This window comes from Okibacterium fritillariae (genome assembly GCF_052783725.1).
The window spans coordinates 662674-680463 of record NZ_CP199917.1 but is presented as its reverse complement, the minus strand read 5'-3'; the positions used below and the strand labels follow the sequence as shown (position 1 = coordinate 680463).

The following is a 17790-nucleotide window of genomic DNA, read 5'->3' as shown; positions in this document are numbered from 1 at the left end:
AGGAACGGGCTCGGGCGCGCTCACGGAACCCGGTGCAGCCACTGCTCGGTGGCGAACTTCGACTCGACGAGCGCCTCGGCCGCCGCATACTCGTCGTCGGTGATGTGGCCCTCGACGGCGCCCGTGAGCGACACGAAGGTGGCCTTCATGCGGTCGATGATCTCGGACCGCTCGAGCCCGGACTGACTGCGCAGCGGGTCGACGCGCTTGGCCGCCGACGTGGTGCCCTTGTCGCTCATCTTCTCGCGGCCGATGCGCAGCACCTTGGTCATGAGCTCGCCGTCCATGTCGTAGCTCATGGTGACGTGGTGCAGCACGGCACCCGAGCCGAGACGCTTCTGCGCGGCCCCGCCGATCTTGCCGCCGGGGCTCGTGATGTCGTTGAGGGGCGCGTAGCTGGCGTCGATGCCGAGCGAGTGCAGCGCCACGAGCACCCAGTCGTCGAGATAGGCGTAGCTTTCGGCGAACGTCATGCCCTGCACCATCTCGGCGGGCACATACAGCGAATAGGTGACGATCGAGTTCTTGGCCATCATCATGGCGCCGCCGCCCGAGATGCGGCGCACGACGTCGAACCCGTACTTCTCGGCGTTCTCGAGGTCGACCTCGTTCTTGACCGACTGGAAGCTGCCGATGACGACGGCCGACTCGTTCCACTCCCAGATGCGCAGCGTGGGGCCGCGGCGACCCTCGCCCACCTCGGCCGTGAGCACCTCGTCGAGCGCCAGGTGCACGCGCGGCGCGACGGCCTTGTCGTGGATGAGCTGCCAGTCGTAGTCGCGCCAATCGGTCGCATTCGAGAGCGAGCGGCGGATGGCCGTGGCGACGCTGTCGGGGGTAAAGCCCAGCAGGGTGGCGTCGGCGGGCAGGGCGGCGCGGATGGCGGCGGCGAGGGCTGCGGCATCCGTCTGCGCCGGGAGGCCGTTGACGGCGCGATCGATATCGGCCAGCGCCTCGTCGGGTTCGAGGAAGAAGTCACCCGCCAGCCGGAAGTTCGCGATCTTTCCATCGACGACATCGAGGTCTACGACGACGAGTTTTCCGCCCGGAACCTTGTACTCACCATGCATATGCCCAGCCTAACGGCGCACCCCGGAATCGCACTCCGCAATCGCATCCCGGCATCACGCCACGTCACCGCGGCCAGACGAGCGTCGACCAGGCTTCGCGTTTCTCCGGTTCGAGTTCGGCCACGTCGTGCCCGCCGTCGGCCGTGAAACGGTGCACCGAGCGGCCCTCGTGGTGTGGTGCCCACGCGTGGCCGGGCGTGCCGGGGTCGCCCGCGCGCACGAACGCGATCCACGCATCCTGCACCTCGGCCGACAGCCGGCGGATGGTGCGCCGCGGGCCCAGCACACCGAGAACTTTTCCGATGGGCCCGCCGAGCGTTCCGAACACGAGAGGGATTTCTGATCCGTGGGTGGCCCCCAGACCGAGAAGCCGCTCGATGCGCGAGGCGAAACCGTACTGGTAGACGAACGTGTGAGCGCGTGGCACCGTGCGGCGGGCGCGGCCACCGGTGCCCGCGTCGGAGGCGGCTCGGGCGGCGTGTGCGGCGTGCCCGCCGGCGGCGCGCAAGACAGGCTGCCGGAAGGTCCAGTTGGTGGCGAAGTCGAGGGCCGCTCGCGACGAGTGGGGGCGGGGGTAGGTGCCGAGAATGTTGTGGCGGCTCACGTCATCCGCGTTCTCGAGGGCCTTCATCATGAGGTCGACCGATGTCGGCAAGAGGGGCGGGTCGGCGCGCTTGAACAGTGTCGATTCGTCGTCGTTCGTGCCAATGAGGAACGGCACCGCGTGCGTGCGACCACTCTCGAAGGCGTCGAGCGGATGCTGGGGCAGATAGGACCCGTCGACCACCTGCCCGAAAGCCAAGGTGCCGGGGCGATCGCGCGCATTGCGGGCGAGGACGGCCGATGACGCCCGCACGATGAGCGACGTGGGAACCTCACGCAGGCGGGCCACCTCGGACGTCTCGATGCCGAGCTCGTCGAGGATCTCGCGGGCCCGGGCCGCCGACCGTTCACGCCCATAGACGGTGGTGACGGGCGGGCTCTCAGCGATGGCCCCACGGAAGAGACCGGCGGCCGCGGGCGTGGCCAGCAGCGTTGTGACCATCGCCGCTCCCGCCGATTCGCCCATGATCATGACCCGGGTGGGGTCGCCGCCGAAGGCCGCGATGTTGACACGCAACCACTCGAGCGCGGCCACGGCGTCGCGCAGGGCCACATTGCTGTCGAAACCGTCGCGGCCCGCGAGCCCGGAGCGGCCGGCGCGGCTGGCACCGCGGCCGAACGACGAGAAGTCACCGAAACCGAGCGCGCCCAGGCGGTAGTTGGCGGTGACGACCACGAGGTCGCCGCGCGCCGACAGCGACGCACCGTCGTAGTCCGGCACCGAGGACGCACCCGAGACGTTGGCCCCACCATGGAACCACACGAGCACCGGACGCAGCGGCCGCCCGCCGACGCTCGAGGGCGCACCCGGCGACCACACGTTGAGGTTCAGGCAGTCCTCGTTCTGTTCGGGCCCGCCCGCCTTGGTCATGATGCCCGAGGTGCGCTGGTCGTCCTGAGGGGCGATGAAACCGAATCGCGTGGCGTCTCGCACGCCGCCCCACGGTGTCACCGGCTGCGGCGCACGGCCACGCAACTCGCCCACGGGCGGCGCGGCGAAAGGGATACCGCGCCACACCGACACCGGTCCCGCAGACTCACCGAGCAGGCGCCCGGATGCGGTTTCGACGACGTAGTTCATGCGCGCGGGAACCGGGCGTCGAGCCACCCGATGAGATCGCGGATGATGTCGAGCTTGTTCGTCTCGTTGTAGATCTCGTGACGCGCCCCGGGATAGACCATGAGCGTCACATCGGAGAGCCCTGCCCGGCGCTGGTAGGCCTTCTGCAAAAGGGTCATGCCGCGCGTTCCGCCGAGCGAATCATCCGAACCACCCTGGATGAGCACGGGCAACGTCGGCGACATCTTCTTGGCGGGCCGGCCGAGGAACGCGAGCGCCTGCCGCAGCGTCCATACGGGTGTGACGGCGATGTCGAACGTGAGCGGGTCGGCCGCGAAACGATCGCGCGCGGCCGGGTCGCGGCTCAACCATTCGAGGCCCGTGGCGTCAGGGCCGCGCCACCGCTTGTTCAGGTCTCCGCCGTTCAGCACGCCCGGCAGGGCGAGCGACGTGCCCGAGAGCACGAAGGCGTCGTAGATGTCGGTGGTGCTCGCGATCTTCTGAGCCATGAGCGAGCCCCAGCTGTGGCCGATCATGACGAGGGGAACACCGGGGTTCTCGGCACGGATGCGCTCGCCGACGGCCTGCACCGATCGGGTGGCCGCCTGAGTGGTTCCGGGCCCGAGATGCGAGAGTCCGAGGTGGCCGAGCCCCGTCTGACCGTGCCCACGATGGTCGTCGGCCACCACGGTGTAGCCGGCGTCGACCAGGTGCCGCGCCAACTCGTCGTAGCGCCGCGCGTGATCGCCGGCGCCGTGCGACACGTGGATGATGGCACGCGGCCTTTCGGCCCGCCACACGTAGAAGAACACCTCCACGTCGTCGGCGTCGCGCAGGGTGAAGGTCTCGGGTGTCGCCGGCCCCGTGGGGCGGGGCGAGGATGAGTTCGGGCTCACCTTCACACAGTAGACCCGCGGATGTCGATGGCGGCTCTTTTCCCGCCCACACACGGGTGTCGCCCGCAGCTTTTACCCCGGGGGTTTTCTTTCGTCAAGCCCCTCCTCCGGGGGGCGCGGCTCGCGTAAGTTATGTCTCGAAAGGCCCCCCACCCAGAGTCCTGTCGCTTAGGCATTATCGGAGAATGCCCGGACGCCGATCGGACGGGTGGGCCTGCCTGAGGGGGTAGCTGGTTCGGGTCCGGCTACCCCCTTACTCTGGCTTTGTTCCTCGTCGAAACTCGGGTTCGCGGTTCGCGGTTCGCGAATCGCCGCTCGCAGCGAGCTAGGCCGAAAAGTCGCGCAGGCGGGCCTTCGCCTCGATCACCGCTTCGAGCCGATGCAGCAGCTCGGCCGCCGAGCACGGTTTCGACAGGAACGCGTCCACGCCCGCTCGTTGCGCCTCTTCGGCATCCTCGGCCGAACTCTTGGCCGTCAGCATCAGCACGGGCACGCGTTCGAGCCCGGGCTCCTGGCGTATCTGGCGGCTGAGTTCGACACCGGACAGCAGCGGCATCATCCAGTCGAGGATGACCGCGTCGGGTCGATCGAGTCGCATCAGGTCGAGGGCGATCGAGCTATCCGCCTCTTCCACCACGTCGTGCCCGGCCTTGCGCAGGCGAATGGCGAGCAACCGCAGCAGGTCGGCGTCATCCTCGACGATCATCACGCGTGCCATGGTCTTCCCCTCGTTCCCCCGAGCGAACCACACCCGGGCGCCCTACGTCTATCCCCGTCGCGTTCTCGCGGGGATCAGGCCTCGCGCGTGATCTCGACCGACACGAACAGCGAGGAGCGGAACGGGCCCGCGTAGACGCCACGCAGCGGCGCGACATCCTGATAGTCGCGGCCCCGGCCCACCAGCACGTGGCGGTCGCCGATGTCGAGCATGTTCGTCGGGTCGAAGCCGTGCCACGACCCGCAGAACCATTCGACCCACGCGTGCGATTCGCCCACCACGGTCTCGCCGATCTCGGCATTCGGTTTCGGATGCAGATAGCCCGACACATAGCGCGCGGGAATGCCCACCGAGCGCAACGCCCCCAGCACGATATGCGTGATGTCCTGGCACACGCCGCGCCGGTCGGCCCACGCCTCGGCGGCGCTCGTGTGCACACTCGTCACACCCTGCACGTACTCCATCTGCTCGCCGATCGTGCGCGCGATCTCGGAGGCCGCCTCGCACGGGTTGTCGTGCTTCTCGGCAATATCGCGCGCCAATTCCATGAGGTCTTCGGACGGCTCGGTGCGCCGCGTCTGGGCGGTCTGCTCCTGCGTCTCGAGGCGCAGCCCCGCGATGCCCGGCAGATCGTCCCAGCTCGTCGACGCCTCGGCATGCGCCCGCGGCCGCACCTCGACGAGACTCGAGGCCTGCAGCGACAGCTCCTGGTGCGGTGTCAGCAGCTCGAAGGCCGTCACGCGCGTGCCGAAATAGTCGACATAGGCGTGCTGGGATGCCGTCGGCTGGATCTCGATGGTCGACGACAACACGAACTGACCGTCGGTCGTCGAGGGCAGCATGCGCGCCTCGTTGTAGGACGCCTTGACCTGCCCCTGATAGCTGAAGCCCGTCTTGTGCACGATGCGCAGGCGTTTCATGAGTTCTCCCCGATCCAACTCGGCTCGGCGTGCGTGGGGAAGAACCGCTCGCGCACCGCCTCCGAGGTCTCCATCGTCGCGCGTTGCACGCTATCCATGTAGCGCGGCAGGTCGGCCAGCACATCCGCGACGGGTGTGTACTCCAGTTCGCTGCGGATCTGGCCGAGCAGGCGCTGCGCGTTGCCCGAGACGCCCATGCGGTCGGTGCGCGGCTCGACGGCCTGGATGCACTCTTCGGCGCGCGCGATGGCGAACACGATGGAGCGCGGGAACAGGCGGTCGAGCAGCAGGAACTCGGCGGCGTTGCGCGCCGACGGCACGCCCCGATAGGTGCGCAAGTAGGCCTCGTAGGCGCCACACGACCGCAGGATGGTCGTCCAGCTGGGCCCGGATGCCTCGGTCAGCGAGCGCGTGGCCAGAAGCCGGGCCGTCATATCCGCCCGTTCGATGCTGCGGCCGAGCGTGAAGAACTGCCAGGCGTCGTCGCGGCTCGTGGCCGAGTCGACAACACCGACGGCGAGCGCCGAGCGTTCGCGCACCCATCCGAAGAAGTCGTGCACCTTGTCGCTCGGCAGACGCCTCGGCATGCGCGCACTCGTGGTGTTGAGGCATTCCCACAGCTCGGTCGACACGATCTCGCGGGCGCGGCGGGCGTTCTCGCGGGCGGCGCTCAACGAGTAGGCGATGGAGGCGGGCTGCGTGCGGTCGACGGCGAGCTGCTGCAGAACGTCGGCGCGAGTCAGGCCGCCCGTCTCGGGCGCGACGCTGCCCATCACCGAGAGCAGCGACCGGCAGGCCGAGTCCTCGTCGATCCACGGGTCCTCGAGCAGCAGCTGCAGGTGCACGTCGAGGATGCGGGCGGTGCCGTCGGCGCGTTCGATGTAGCGGCCGATCCAGAAGAGGCTCTCGGCGATGCGGCTCAGCATGGGGCACCCGCTTCCCGGTCGGTGGTCGATGCGGCCGTGCAGCCCTGCTGTTGCTGCTGCTCCTGCTGGTCGTGGTTCTGCGGCCCATCATGCGGGGAATGCTCGGGGCTTGGCTTCTCGTCATAGATGATCGGGATGGCCTGGGTGGCCGTCGCCTGATCGGCCACGAGCCCTTGGATGTCGTGCTCGGCGACCTCCGACGGCTGTGTGCCCGCCGGCTGCCCGACGACCCACGTGTCCTTCGACCCGCCGCCCTGGCTCGAGTTGACGACCAGCTGCCCCTCGGGGAGGGCCACGCGCGTGAGACCGCCCGGCAGCACCCAGATGTCGTTGCCGTCGTTCACGGCGAAGGGCCGCAGGTCGGCGTGCCGCGGCCGCATTCCGTCCTCGACGAGGGTGGGGATGGTGGACAGCATGACGACGGGTTGCGCGATCCAGCCGCGGGGGTCGGCGATGAGGCGCGTCCGCAGCTGGGCGAGTTCCTCTTTGGAGGCATCCGGGCCCACGACGAGGCCCTTGCCGCCCGAACCGTCGACGGGTTTCACGACGAGTTCGTCGAGCCGGTCGAGCACCTCTTCGAGCGCGCCCGGTTCTTCGAGGCGCCAGGTGTCGACGTTGGGCAGGATGGGTTCTTCGCCCAGGTAGTAGCGCGTCAGGTCGGGCATGTAGGTGTAGACGAGCTTGTCATCGGCCACACCGTTGCCCACGGCGTTGGCGATCGTCACGTTGCCGAGGCGCGCCGCCAACATGAGGCCCGGCGATCCGAGCATCGAGTCGGCGCGGAACTGCAGCGGGTCGAGGAACTCGTCGTCGACGCGGCGGTAGATGACATCCACGCGCTGCGGGCCGCTCGTCGTGCGCATGAAGACACGGCCGCCCGAGCAGAACAGGTCGCGGCCCTCGACGAGCTCGACACCCATCAACCGCGCCAGCAGCGTGTGCTCGAAGTAGGCCGAGTTGTAGACCCCCGGCGTGAGCACGACGACGTTGGGGTCGTCGATGCCGTGCGGCGCGCTCGCGCGCAGGGCCTGCAGAAGCTTGTTGGGGTAGTCGCCGACGGGGCGCACGCGCATCGAGAGGAAAAGCTCGGGCAGCGTCTGCGCCATGACCCGGCGGTTCGAGATGACATAGCTGACACCGGATGGCACGCGCACATTGTCCTCGAGCACGCGCATCTTGCCGTGCTCATCCCGGATGAGGTCGATGCCGGACACCTGGATGCGCACGTTGTTGGCGCTCGTGATGCCGGCCGCCTGGCGGTGGAAATGCGACGACGAAGAGATGAGACCGGCCGGGATGACGCGGTCGCGCACGGCGTTTTGGCGGCCGTAGACGTCGGCGAGGAACGCTTCGAGGGTGCGCACGCGCTGCTTGATGCCGGCCTCGATGGTGACCCATTCATCCTGTTCGATGACGCGGGGCACGGCGTCGAGCGGGAAGGGCCGCTCCTCGCCCGCGAAGTCGAACGTGACGCCCTGCGCGAGATAGGAGCTCGCGAGCGCTTCCGTGCGTCCGCGCAGCTCTTCCTGGGTCATCTTGGCGAGCGCCGAATAGATGTCCTTGTAGGACTCACGAGACGGCGCATGGTCGCCGTGCATGAGGGGCTCGCCGAACATTTCGTCCCACGGGAGGTCGCCACCCGGGGTTCTGCGCGGCGCCAGTGTTGCGCCGTATCCATCGAAGAGATCCGCCATGGACCGAGCATAGACCGGCTCATGTTGCGGGCAGATTTCGGGCGTGTGCGGGCGTGTGACGGCCGCGCGATCGTGGCGTGTCGCGGCGTGTCGCGCTCGATGACGCGGATGCTGCGGGCTTGCTCAGAACTGCCAGGTGCGGCCCATCCGCCGCCGCAGTACGCTTCGAGGCATCGGGCCGGAACGCGGCTCCTCACCCTCTTGGAGGCTCGCAGTGCGAAAACTGACGGCAGGACTCTTCCACAGCATCGACGGCGTCGTCGAAGCGCCCAACCTGTGGCAGTTCGACTCGTTCGACGCCGAGCTGGGCGAGGAGATGACCGACATGATGTCGCGCGTCGACACCGTGCTCATCGGCCGCGTGGGCTACGAGCAGTGGTCGGAGTATTGGCCGACCGCGACCGACCCGTTCGCCGAGTTCATCAACCCGGTCGAGAAGTTCGTCGCCTCGCGCACCCTCTCGGGCGAGCTGTCGTGGAACAACGCGTCGCTCATGGACAGGCCGCTCGAGGAGTTCGTCGGCGACCTGAAAGAGACGCCGGGCGGCGAGATCAGCGTATGCGGCAGCGTTTCGATCGTTCGCCAGCTGTTCTTCGCGGGTCTCATCGACTCGCTCACCCTCATGACCCACCCGGTCGTCGCCGGATCGGGTCGCCACTTCTTCGAGCCGACCGACCCGACCACGCGCCTTGTCCTCCAGAAGTCGCGCATCACGTCGGCCGGCAACGCCCTCCTCACCTACGGCCTGAAGTAGTTCGATTAGGAAGCGGCGGAGGCCTTGTCGAGCTGGGCGAGTTCGGCTTCGGTGAGGGTGAGTTCGGCCGAGGCGAGCAAGTCGGGCAGCTGCTCGACCGTGCGGGCGCTCGCGATGGGCGCGACGACCGTGGGCTGCTGGCGCAACCAGGCGAGCGAGACAGAAGCGACCGACGCGTCGTGCGCGGCGGCGGTCTGGTCGAGGACCTCGAGCACATGGCGGCCACGGTCGTCGAGGTAGGCCGACGCACCCTGGGCGCGCTGGCTGTCGACATCCGCACCGTCGCGGTACTTACCCGTAAGGAAGCCTGAGGCGAGCGCGAAGTAGGGCACCACGGCGAGTCCGGCGCGCGCGGCGGCCTGACGGGTCTCGTTCTCGAAGCCGCGCTCCATGAGGTTGTAGTGCGGCTGCAGCGCGACGGCCTTGTGGAACCCCTCGCGCTCGGTCACCTCGAACCACTCGTCGATGCGGGCCGCCGAATAGTTGGACAGGCCGATGTAACGGATCTTGCCGGCATCCACGAGACCCGACAGCGCTTCGATGCGCTCCTCGATGGGCGTCTCTTCGTCGTCGATGTGGGCGTAGTAGAGGTCGATGTAGTCGGTTCCGAGACGTTCGAGCGACTCGTCGACGGCGGCGCGGATGTTGTCACCGCCGAGACCCTTGCGCTCGGCCAGGCTGCCCACCTTGGTGGCGACGACGACGTCTTCTCGGGCGTGGCGCGCCGACATCCATTCGCCGATGATGCGCTCGGACTCGCCACCCGAATTGCCCGGGATCCACTGCGAATAGACATCGGCCGTGTCGACGAAGTTGCCGCCGCCGGCCACATAGGCGTCGAGCACGTCGAACGAGGTGTCGCGGTCGGCGGTCCAGCCGAACACGTTGCCGCCGAGCGAGAGCGGGAAGACGGCCAGGTCGGAGCTGCCGAGACGAGTGTGTTGTGCGGTCATGCGTTCCTCCAAGTTGTCGGCGCCGAACCGTGGGCGCCCGCAGGGTAAAACGTGTCATGGCCCTCGATATTCCGCGCCCCCGCCACAACGCAAGGGGGTTACGGATGCCGGGAGCCCGACGTAGCGTGCCACCCATGAGCATCGACAACCAGAACCCGGCCGACGGCGGCCCCCAGCACTCGGATCACACGCAGAGCGAAGACCACCGCACCCCCACGACCGATGACGATCTGAGCCAGAACGACCAGATTCGCAAGGACCGCACCTACAGCCCGGCCTCCGAAACCGAGACGAGCCGCAAGCAGGAAGAACGCACGTCGGAGAACCTCGTCGACATCGACACGGACGACGTGAAGGTGGCCCCGGGCACCGGCGGACCCGACGACGTGGGCGACGTCGAGGTCGACGAGAGCGAGATCAACATGCCGCGCGACACGGGGGCGCACTGAGCCCACGCTGCGCACGACGGCTGAACGCACGGCGAGAATTCGTGGCACGAACCGGGTCGTGGGATTCCTCGCGGCCGAAAGCGTGCCGAGAGGCGCGACCACATTGGGGAAGGAACGCCACGTGAAGCGAATCACCGTGACGATCGACAAGCAGCGTTTCGCTGTGCCGGTGACGAGCGACATCACCGCGCTGAAAGACGCGATCGAGGATGCCTTGAGGCGAGGCGGCGGATTCGTCGATGTGCCCGCGGGGCCGAACCACACGCTGTCCGTGCTCGTCTCCCCCGGCCTGACCCTCTTCATCGAGGAAGAGGACCTGCCCGCCGACGAGCATGCTCGCCGCGAGTCGGATCAGGCTCCGCATGAGGGTGGCTCGGGATCGTATTGGCCGACCGATCAGATCGATTTCGACCTGGACGTCTAGACGCCGTCGGCGTCGCGGGCCCGCGTCGACTCGCGCACGACGAGTTCCGGCTGGAACACGATCTGCTCGTGTTCGAATCCGAGCCCACCCGCGGCCTCACGCAGCAGCAGATCCACCGCGGTGTAGCCGATGAGCGTGCTCGGCTGCCGCACGCTCGACAACGGCACGACCGCGGCCGACGCGAACCCGATGTCGTCATAGCCGATGAGCGCGATGTCCTCGGGCACCAGCCGCGCCGGGCCCATGTTGAGCGCCTGCAAGACGCCCATGGCGAGCAGGTCGTTGGCCGCGAAGACCGCGTCAGGGCGCGCGGTCGCGGGGCGCTCGCGCAGTTGTGCCCCGACCGCCCGGCCTTGCAGCACGGTCAACGAGTCCGTCGCGCAGATCTCGAGAGTGGCCTCTGGATGCCGGGCAACCGCCCTCTCGGCCCCGGCGAGCCGGTCTTGCACCTGCCGGATGCTCGAGGGCCCGCCCACGAAGGCGATGCGTCGACGACCCGTTTCGATGAGGTGCGTGACCGCGATGTCACCACCGGCCACGTCATCGACGGCGACCGACGAGAACGAGGTGTCCTCGGAACCACGGTCGACCAGGACGGCGGCCGTGCCACGCTGACGCAGACGATCGAGTCGCGCCGCGACATCCCCGTGCGGTGAGATCAAGACGCCGTGGACGCGCTGCTCTTCGAAGAGGTCGAGGTAGGCGATCTCGCGCTCGGTGTTCTCGTCGCTGTTGCCGAGGAGGACGGCGAGGTGGTCTTCGGATGCGCGGTCCTCGGCGCCCCGGGCCAGGTCGGTGAAGAACGGGTTGGCCACGTCGAGCACGATGAGGCCGATGGAGCGACTGCGACCGGCGCGCAGCTGCCTCGCGGCGTCGTTGCGCACGAACCCGAGCTCGTCGATCGCGGCCTGCACGCGGGCCACGGTGTCGGAAGCGACCTTGTCGGGACGATTGAGAACGTTCGACACGGTGCCGACCGACACCCCGGCGAGCGCCGCCACCTCTTTCACACTGATGGTCACGCCATCACACTCCAGCCTGGATCCCCGGAACGCATGATGGCTCCCCCTGCATGATTGCATCCGCGCCGCTGCGGGTGCAACGACGCGCGCGAACCGGCGACACGCCGTGGGCCGGCAAACGTGAGGGCATGCTGCGGGGCGTCTTTGCGGGCGCCCCTCGGGTGACGACGCATGGGCAGCGCTATCCATGGTCCGAGCGCGACGTTTTTCGCTACGCTGACCCCAACTCGACGAGGCCTACCAGGAGGCGACGGGGAGCGACGAGAGCGTGAGCGAACTCGAGACGCGATACGAGCCTCTCCGCGATAAATTCGCTCAGTGGGCGGAAGGAAATTGAGCATGGCGAAACGCGTGCTGGAGTCCCTGGCTGCAGCTGCCGTCGCCTGCGCCCTGGGTCTCGGCCTGGCCGCGTGCACGACGCCGCGCACCGTCGGCCCGGACCCGTCCGTCGTGTGGGACACCAACGAGCCGACGGGCCCTCTGGAATCGGACCCCCTGGTCGAGCGCGCCCGGGCCGCCGACCTCGCCCAGAAACTCGCGCAGAACTCGAACGACTTCAGCCGCGGCGACCTGCGCTCCACGTGGACAGGACCGGCGATCGGAACCATGTCCGCCGACCGTGCGAACTCCCTGAAGAACCCGGACAACTTCGAGCCTCGTGTCGCACCCGGCCCGATGCCGTGGAATGCGACGGCCATCGACACTGACGAGGACGGCAACACGGTCGTCACGGGGTGTGCGCTCGCGGACGGCTGGTACATCTCCGAAGACCACCCCGCGCCCGAGGACCCCGCAGACTCTCGACCCACCCAGCTGACGTTCGTCTTCGACGGCAGCGATGCCGACGCACTCGTGTCGCGCATCGTCCGGTCGAATGTGGCCTGCACGACGACGGATGTCGCGGTCGGCCGCTTCAACCCCCAGCCCCGGCTCGAAGATGCCAGGGCGCCGGTCATCGCTCCCTGACTCCGTGCCTCGCTGACGGCGTGCCTCGCTGACGTCTTGCTCCCTGACGTCTTGCTCCCTGACCTTGATCCCGGCCGACGTCGTTCCCCGCTGACGGCGTTTCTCGCTGACGGTGCGACCGGCGCGCCGTCTCTGCGTCGGTCCCCCGCGAGTCGGCGGCGCGCCCGCGTGCCGAATGCGACACGCCCGTGCGGCGCTTTCTCGCAGCTTGGCCACGCTTCGGCCGAAAAGCCCACGAAATCTGACCCTAGCGTGCGTTCGTACTCTGACATATCATGATGCCAGAAGCGCAGAGCGCGCTCACGAAGGGGGTTACTGCTATGAGCATCACGACACTGCATGAACGCAAGACCGGAAAGACCAGGGCGTTGCTCGCGACCGGCATCGTCGTCGGGCTCGGCGCCGTCGGCACACTCGCGGCGTTCACCGACACCGCATCCTTCACCTCGACGTTCGCGACGGGGTCGGTCGACATCGCGCTCGACGGCACCAACGAGGGCAAGCCGACCCCCTACGCCTTCACCGCCTGGGATTCGCTCCTCATGGTTCCCGCCAGCGAGAAATACGCGCCGCTGGTGGTCAACAACAAGGGAACCTCGCCGTTCACCTACACCATGGCGACACCCGCCCTAGCGGGAACGACAGCACTCGCCGAGGGGCCGACCGGGCTTCAAGCGAGCATCGTTGCAATCACGGGCAGCACGTGCGACGCCGCCGCGTTCGCCGGCGGAACGCCCGTGACGAGCACCGGGTCCTTGTCGGCGCTCGCCATCGCGACACCGCGCACACTGGCGCCCGGCACGAGCGAGACCCTGTGCTTCCAGGCCGTCCTTCCCGCGGCGGCACCGGATTCACTGAGTGGCGTCACCGTCACGCCGACATTCACGCTCACGGCGGTCGCGGCCGTCTGATCAGGTGGGGCGGCACCGACGATCACACGGTGCCGCCCCACGCCACCTCGGCATCGCTGGCCGTGACTGCGCCAGCCTGACTCGACGAGAGAGGACCGTCGCGTGACGACATCCGTCTGGCGCATCGTGCGCGAAACCATCCTGAGCGCGGCCGCGGCCCTGGGCGTGATCTGCCTGATCGGCAGCGCCCTCATGCTCGTGACCGGGGTGACGCCGGTGGTCTTCCGTTCCGGGTCGATGGCGCCGGCCATGCCGACAGGCGCCCTGGCCCTCGTGCAAGACCGGGCGGCCCGCACGGTGTCGGTCGGCGACGTGGTCTCGACCATCGGCGGCACGGGCATCCGCACCACCCACCGCGTGGTGGATCTGCGCCGCGGGAGCGAAGGCCGAATGACGCTCACCACCCGCGGCGACGCCAACGGCGCCGACGATGCCACCGAGAAGACCGTCTCGCGCGTCGACGTGGTCATCTGGTCGACGCCGATGTGGGGATACGCGGTCACGGCGCTGCAGCATCCGTTCGTGGTCTTCGCGGGAGGCGCGATAGCCGGGAGTTGGATCACCTGGTGGGCGGTCAGGCGGCGCAACGACCGCCGGCCACCGCGCGTGCCGCACGCCACGCCGACCACCTACTCGCGAGATCGATCAGTCTCGAGAACCATCACCCTTCCCGTGACGGTGATCACACTCGCCGGCTTGGCTACCGGGCTCGGGCTCGCCGGTTCCGCCCAGGGCACCCGGGCGTCGTTCGTATCGGATGCGGCGCAAGCATCCGCCACCTTCAGCGTCGACAAGCTGGGCACCCGCATCGCCCGAACCCTCGACGTGACCCGCGCCACCAACGGCGAAGAGGGGGCTCGACTCGGACCGGCGGGAGCGTCGACGTGGACCGATTTTCCGCCGCCGCCGTTCCGCCCGACGAGCTTCAGCGCCGAGAGCGCACTCAGTGTGGCGTTCGACGGCACGCAGTACGCCTATCGATACGACGGCGGCGATTGGCGGATGCGCGCGCTCCCCGCATCCGGCATCACCGCCGTCATGGCGACCTCCAACACCATCGTGCCCGTCGTGATGGCGACGAACGGCACGACCTGGTGGTATTCCGAGCACCCGGCGGCCGAGGGGACCCCCGGCTCCTGGAACGTCTTCGCGCCCCTCAACCCGCCCACGGGGATCATCGACTCCGACTCGGCGGGGCGACGGAATGCGACCACCGACGGCTCGACCATCAAGGTCAGCGACTACTTCGGCAACACCTGGACGACGGCGGCACCACTGCCCGACGGCAACGCCACCATGGTCGCATATTCGGGCCTCACGGTTCTCGCGTGGGGCACCGGCGGATGGTGGCGCAGCATCGACAACGGCGCGAGCTGGGCCGCCGACGCGGTTCTCAACGCGCGCGTGCCCGTGCCGACCGATATGACGGGCGGCACGGGCGCTTCCTCGTCAGAAGACAACCGCTTCATCATCGCGCGCGGCACGAGCGGGATCTGGCGCTACGACGGCCCGTCTCAAACGATGAGCGCCGTGCAACCCGCGTATTGATCGCGCGGCTGAGTGAGCGAACGAGTACACTTTCTTGTACCTGGAGGTTTTCATGAAGACACTGACGTACTCGCAGTCGCGAGCGCATTACGCCGCGACGCTCGACTCGGTCCTCGACGATCGCGAAGAGGTGGTCATCACGCGCGCCGGCAAGGAGCCCGTGGTGCTCGTGGCGCTCGAAGACTACGAGTCACTCAAAGAGATGGCCTACCTCCTGCGCAACCCGGTAAACGCGCACCGCATCCTGCGTTCGATCGTGCAATTGGAGGGCGGCGAAGGCGTCGACCACGAGCTCGACGAGTGAAGTACACGTTCTCGATGGATGCGTGGGAGGACTACACGCACTGGCAATCCGAAGACCGGCGGGTGCTCAAACGCATCAACCTGCTGTTGAAGGACATCGAGCGAAACGGTAACGAAGGCATCGGCAAACCCGAGGCGCTCAAACACGGGTTTCACGGATATTGGTCGCGTCGCATCACCGACGAACACCGACTGGTCTATCGGCTCGCCGACGATCAAATTCTGATCGCGCAGTGCAGGTTCCACTACAGCTGAGCTGAGTCACCCTCGGCGACGGCGACCGGGGTTCCCGCTGGTTTGGCGGCGGCGATGGCTGCACGACCCGACGGCAGCACGATGGCCACACCCATGACGACGATCATGACGATGCCCGCGACGATCAGCAGCAACTGCACGCTGATGACATCTGCCAGCGGGCCGAAGACCACCATGCCGAGCGGTGTGGCCAGCGCCATCACGATGCCCACATAGCTGAACACCCGGCCGTGCATCTCGGGTTTCACGGTCTCCTGGATGATGGTCATGAACGGCGCCGAGAAGAGCGGCACGAGCAGCCCGAACGCGAACATGAAGGCGTAGAAGACCCAGAGGTTGGGGCTCAGCCCCAACGCGAGAGTGAAGGCCGCGAACCCGAACGACGCGAAGAGGATGAGGCCCATGGCGCTGCGCTTGGCGAGCACCGTGCCCACCAACACGCCGCCGATGATCATGCCGATGCTGAACGCCAGCTCGAGCACCGTCACCATCCACACTTCTGAGCCGAACGAGCGGGCCACCATGAGGGGTGTGATGAACGACGGCGCGACCGACAGCAGGAACACGATGGCGAATACGCCCAGCAGCCAGCGCACCACCCGGTTGTTCCAGATGAAGCGGAACCCCTCGGAGAGGTCCTCTCGATAGCTCGACGTCTTGTCGACCAGCGACGCCAGTGTCGGAACGGTCACGAACGCGAGGAAGCCGATGCCGATGACGGCCGTGACGACGTCGATGAAGAACACGGGCACGATGCCGAAGATGCCGAAAACCGCCCCGGCCGCCGCGGGGGCCAGCAGGGCCATGGCCGATTGGATGGTCTGGAAGAAGCCGTTGACGCGCATGAGCTGCTCGGGCGGCACGATCTGCGGAATCATCGCCTGGACGGCCGGCGACTGGAATCCGGCGCCCACCGAGCGCACGCCGACGGCCAACAGGATGACCCAGAGCTCGGTGATGCCGTTCATCATGAGCACAGCGAGAACGAGCGTGGCGATCGCGATCGACCCGTCGGCCACCATGACGAGCACGCGCCGATTCATGCGGTCGGCGATGACGCCACCGAAGATCGACACGATGCCCTGCGGCAGGAAGGCGGCCACGGCATAGAGCGCGACCGCGAGGCCGGACCGGGTCTCGAAGGTGACCCACCACATGACCGCATATTGGACGATCATCGAGCCGAAGAGCGACACCGTCTGCCCACTCAGGAACAGGGTGACGTTGCGCTTCCACGGTTGCGGCACGTCTCTGACGACGGCACTCGAGGCGTTTGGGGCGGCATCGTCGTCGCTCATAGCGTCCTCCACGGGGTGATTCGACGGATGAGGGTGTGGGGACAGCGTAGCGAGGGGGTCCGACGTTCGGCAGTCCCCCGTTTCGTCGGGCAGGCCCGGGCGTGACCGCCGCGTGAGCCCGCAGGAGGCGCCATGCCGGCCGCGTACGGGTGCGCCGCCGCTCCTACAGCTTCTTGTCGGCGCGCACCTCGTCGGGGTGCGACCCGAAACGCTGCTCGTGCAGGCCGAGCGCGTCGATGCGCGCGAGGTCGGGCCCGTCGAGCGCGAACGAGAACACGTCGAGGTTCGAGCGGATGCGTTCGGGTGTCACCGATTTGGGGATGACGATGTTGCCGAGCTGCAGGTGCCACCGCACGATGACCTGCGCGGGCGAGACTCCGTGTTTGCGGGCGAGGGCCGCGATGGTGGGGTCGGCGAGCACGTTTCCGCGGCCGAGCGGGCTCCACGCCCCGGTCACGATTCCGTGGCGCGCGTGCAGCTCGCGCAACTCGCGCTGCTGCAGGTAGGGGTGCAGTTCGATCTGATTGACGGCGGGCGCGACATCCGTGTCGGCGAGCAGGCGTTCGAGGTGCGCGGGCTGGAAGTTCGACACACCGATGGCGCGCACGAGGCCGTCGTCGACGAGGGTTTCGAGGGCCCGCCAGGCCGCGACATAAAGGTCTTGATCGGCGGCCGGCCAGTGGATGAGATAGAGGTCGAGGCGCTCGACGGCGAGGGCATCGAGACTGCGACGCGCGGCATCCCGAGCATTGTCGTGTTCGTCGTTCCAGAGCTTGGTGGTGAGAAAGACGTCGTCACGCGCCAGACCGGATGCTGCGAGCGCCCGCCCCACGGCCGCCTCGTTGCCGTAAGCCGACGCCGTGTCGATGTGCCTGTAGCCCGCCTCGAGCGCCTCGGACACCACGCGCTCGGTGTCGGCCGCATCGACCTTGTAGACGCCGAAGCCGAGCTGCGGAACGGTGACGCCGTTGTTGAGCGTGAGGCGGGGAACGACCGGTGTACTCATAGCGAAACGCTAAC

At 68.0% G+C, this 17790-nt stretch carries 19 protein-coding genes; 8 read left to right on the top strand and 11 right to left on the bottom strand.

Annotated features, from left to right (window positions below; all coding sequences use genetic code 11):
- Positions 1-20 precede the first annotated feature (20 nt).
- The 7 genes from ACUWEX_RS03295 to ACUWEX_RS03265 all read right to left on the bottom strand — a co-directional run bounded on the left by ACUWEX_RS03295 (position 21) and on the right by ACUWEX_RS03265 (position 7887).
- Positions 21-1070 (bottom strand): lipoate--protein ligase family protein, encoded by a 1050-nt coding sequence (locus tag ACUWEX_RS03295; protein ID WP_079726840.1) that lies wholly within the window; start codon positions 1068-1070, stop codon positions 21-23.
- 64 nt (positions 1071-1134) lie between these two features.
- The gene (locus tag ACUWEX_RS03290; protein ID WP_445997108.1) at positions 1135-2754 is read right to left on the bottom strand and encodes a carboxylesterase/lipase family protein; all 1620 of its coding nucleotides are present in this window, start codon (positions 2752-2754) and stop codon (positions 1135-1137) included.
- Positions 2751-3629 (bottom strand): alpha/beta fold hydrolase, encoded by an 879-nt coding sequence (locus ACUWEX_RS03285; protein ID WP_234990952.1) that lies wholly within the window; start codon positions 3627-3629, stop codon positions 2751-2753. The genes ACUWEX_RS03290 and ACUWEX_RS03285 overlap by 4 nt, the downstream gene beginning before the upstream one ends.
- Positions 3630-3954: 325 nt before the next feature.
- Positions 3955-4347 (bottom strand): response regulator transcription factor, encoded by a 393-nt coding sequence (locus ACUWEX_RS03280; RefSeq protein ID WP_143785308.1) that lies wholly within the window; start codon positions 4345-4347, stop codon positions 3955-3957.
- 74 nt (positions 4348-4421) lie between these two features.
- A complete protein-coding gene (locus tag ACUWEX_RS03275; RefSeq protein ID WP_079726837.1) occupies positions 4422-5267 on the bottom strand; it encodes a transglutaminase family protein in 846 nt (281 codons plus the stop codon).
- The gene (locus ACUWEX_RS03270) at positions 5264-6193 is read right to left on the bottom strand and encodes an alpha-E domain-containing protein (RefSeq protein WP_077054126.1); all 930 of its coding nucleotides are present in this window, start codon (positions 6191-6193) and stop codon (positions 5264-5266) included. The genes ACUWEX_RS03275 and ACUWEX_RS03270 overlap by 4 nt, the downstream gene beginning before the upstream one ends.
- A complete protein-coding gene (locus ACUWEX_RS03265) occupies positions 6187-7887 on the bottom strand; it encodes a circularly permuted type 2 ATP-grasp protein (RefSeq protein WP_445997107.1) in 1701 nt (566 codons plus the stop codon). Before ACUWEX_RS03265 ends, ACUWEX_RS03270 begins: the two co-directional genes overlap by 7 nt.
- A 214-nt stretch (positions 7888-8101) precedes the next feature.
- Here ACUWEX_RS03265 and ACUWEX_RS03260 point away from each other — a divergent pair, with 214 nt between their 5' ends.
- A complete protein-coding gene (locus tag ACUWEX_RS03260; protein WP_445997106.1) occupies positions 8102-8641 on the top strand; it encodes a dihydrofolate reductase family protein in 540 nt (179 codons plus the stop codon).
- A 5-nt stretch (positions 8642-8646) separates the two neighbouring features.
- On the opposite strand, the gene ACUWEX_RS03255 is transcribed toward ACUWEX_RS03260, so the two are convergent.
- A complete protein-coding gene (locus ACUWEX_RS03255) occupies positions 8647-9594 on the bottom strand; it encodes an aldo/keto reductase (protein WP_445997105.1) in 948 nt (315 codons plus the stop codon).
- 134 nt (positions 9595-9728) lie between these two features.
- Here ACUWEX_RS03255 and ACUWEX_RS03250 point away from each other — a divergent pair, with 134 nt between their 5' ends.
- Entirely contained in the window at positions 9729-10043 is a 315-nt protein-coding gene (locus ACUWEX_RS03250) for a hypothetical protein (RefSeq protein WP_234990951.1), read from the top strand.
- Between the two features lie 136 nt (positions 10044-10179).
- Positions 10180-10467: a hypothetical protein gene (locus ACUWEX_RS03245; RefSeq protein WP_445997104.1), complete on the top strand. Its 288-nt coding sequence runs from the start codon at positions 10180-10182 to the stop codon at positions 10465-10467.
- Here the strand turns inward: ACUWEX_RS03245 and ACUWEX_RS03240 are convergent.
- Positions 10464-11489 carry a LacI family DNA-binding transcriptional regulator gene (locus ACUWEX_RS03240; RefSeq protein WP_445997103.1) on the bottom strand — a complete coding sequence of 342 codons (1026 nt, stop codon included), beginning with the start codon at positions 11487-11489 and terminating at the stop codon, positions 10464-10466. The two genes, ACUWEX_RS03245 and ACUWEX_RS03240, sit on opposite strands and share 4 nt — an antisense overlap.
- A gap of 339 nt (positions 11490-11828) precedes the next feature.
- Here ACUWEX_RS03240 and ACUWEX_RS03235 point away from each other — a divergent pair, with 339 nt between their 5' ends.
- The 5 genes from ACUWEX_RS03235 to ACUWEX_RS03215 all read left to right on the top strand — a co-directional run bounded on the left by ACUWEX_RS03235 (position 11829) and on the right by ACUWEX_RS03215 (position 15472).
- The gene (locus ACUWEX_RS03235; RefSeq protein ID WP_079726831.1) at positions 11829-12455 is read left to right on the top strand and encodes a hypothetical protein; all 627 of its coding nucleotides are present in this window, start codon (positions 11829-11831) and stop codon (positions 12453-12455) included.
- Positions 12456-12775: 320 nt separating this feature from the next.
- A complete protein-coding gene (locus ACUWEX_RS03230) occupies positions 12776-13366 on the top strand; it encodes a SipW-dependent-type signal peptide-containing protein (protein WP_445997102.1) in 591 nt (196 codons plus the stop codon).
- A 102-nt stretch (positions 13367-13468) separates the two neighbouring features.
- Positions 13469-14914 carry a hypothetical protein gene (locus tag ACUWEX_RS03225; RefSeq protein WP_445997101.1) on the top strand — a complete coding sequence of 482 codons (1446 nt, stop codon included), beginning with the start codon at positions 13469-13471 and terminating at the stop codon, positions 14912-14914.
- 52 nt (positions 14915-14966) lie between these two features.
- Positions 14967-15218 (top strand): type II toxin-antitoxin system Phd/YefM family antitoxin, encoded by a 252-nt coding sequence (locus ACUWEX_RS03220; protein WP_079726828.1) that lies wholly within the window; start codon positions 14967-14969, stop codon positions 15216-15218.
- 14 nt (positions 15219-15232) lie between these two features.
- Complete coding sequence (locus ACUWEX_RS03215) at positions 15233-15472, top strand: Txe/YoeB family addiction module toxin (RefSeq protein ID WP_079727893.1); 240 nt, start codon at positions 15233-15235, stop codon at positions 15470-15472.
- On the opposite strand, the gene ACUWEX_RS03210 is transcribed toward ACUWEX_RS03215, so the two are convergent.
- A complete protein-coding gene (locus tag ACUWEX_RS03210) occupies positions 15463-16770 on the bottom strand; it encodes an MFS transporter (protein WP_445997100.1) in 1308 nt (435 codons plus the stop codon). The genes ACUWEX_RS03215 and ACUWEX_RS03210 overlap by 10 nt on opposite strands.
- Positions 16771-16933: 163 nt before the next feature.
- The gene (locus tag ACUWEX_RS03205) at positions 16934-17776 is read right to left on the bottom strand and encodes an aldo/keto reductase (RefSeq protein ID WP_079726826.1); all 843 of its coding nucleotides are present in this window, start codon (positions 17774-17776) and stop codon (positions 16934-16936) included.
- Between the last annotated feature and the right edge of the window lie 14 nt (positions 17777-17790).

Coding starts and splice junctions, on each gene's coding strand:
- ACUWEX_RS03295 (WP_079726840.1), bottom strand. CDS start 1,070: ATGCATGGTGAGTACAAGGTTCCGGGCGGAAAACTCGTCGTCGTAGAC.
- ACUWEX_RS03290 (WP_445997108.1), bottom strand. CDS start 2,754: ATGAACTACGTCGTCGAAACCGCATCCGGGCGCCTGCTCGGTGAGTCT.
- ACUWEX_RS03280 (WP_143785308.1), bottom strand. CDS start 4,347: ATGGCACGCGTGATGATCGTCGAGGATGACGCCGACCTGCTGCGGTTG.
- ACUWEX_RS03275 (WP_079726837.1), bottom strand. CDS start 5,267: ATGAAACGCCTGCGCATCGTGCACAAGACGGGCTTCAGCTATCAGGGG.
- ACUWEX_RS03270 (WP_077054126.1), bottom strand. CDS start 6,193: ATGCTGAGCCGCATCGCCGAGAGCCTCTTCTGGATCGGCCGCTACATC.
- ACUWEX_RS03265 (WP_445997107.1), bottom strand. CDS start 7,887: ATGGCGGATCTCTTCGATGGATACGGCGCAACACTGGCGCCGCGCAGA.
- ACUWEX_RS03255 (WP_445997105.1), bottom strand. CDS start 9,594: ATGACCGCACAACACACTCGTCTCGGCAGCTCCGACCTGGCCGTCTTC.
- ACUWEX_RS03250 (WP_234990951.1), top strand. CDS start 9,729: ATGAGCATCGACAACCAGAACCCGGCCGACGGCGGCCCCCAGCACTCG.
- ACUWEX_RS03235 (WP_079726831.1), top strand. CDS start 11,829: ATGGCGAAACGCGTGCTGGAGTCCCTGGCTGCAGCTGCCGTCGCCTGC.
- ACUWEX_RS03230 (WP_445997102.1), top strand. CDS start 12,776: ATGAGCATCACGACACTGCATGAACGCAAGACCGGAAAGACCAGGGCG.
- ACUWEX_RS03220 (WP_079726828.1), top strand. CDS start 14,967: ATGAAGACACTGACGTACTCGCAGTCGCGAGCGCATTACGCCGCGACG.
- ACUWEX_RS03215 (WP_079727893.1), top strand. CDS start 15,233: ATGGATGCGTGGGAGGACTACACGCACTGGCAATCCGAAGACCGGCGG.
- ACUWEX_RS03210 (WP_445997100.1), bottom strand. CDS start 16,770: ATGAGCGACGACGATGCCGCCCCAAACGCCTCGAGTGCCGTCGTCAGA.
- ACUWEX_RS03205 (WP_079726826.1), bottom strand. CDS start 17,776: ATGAGTACACCGGTCGTTCCCCGCCTCACGCTCAACAACGGCGTCACC.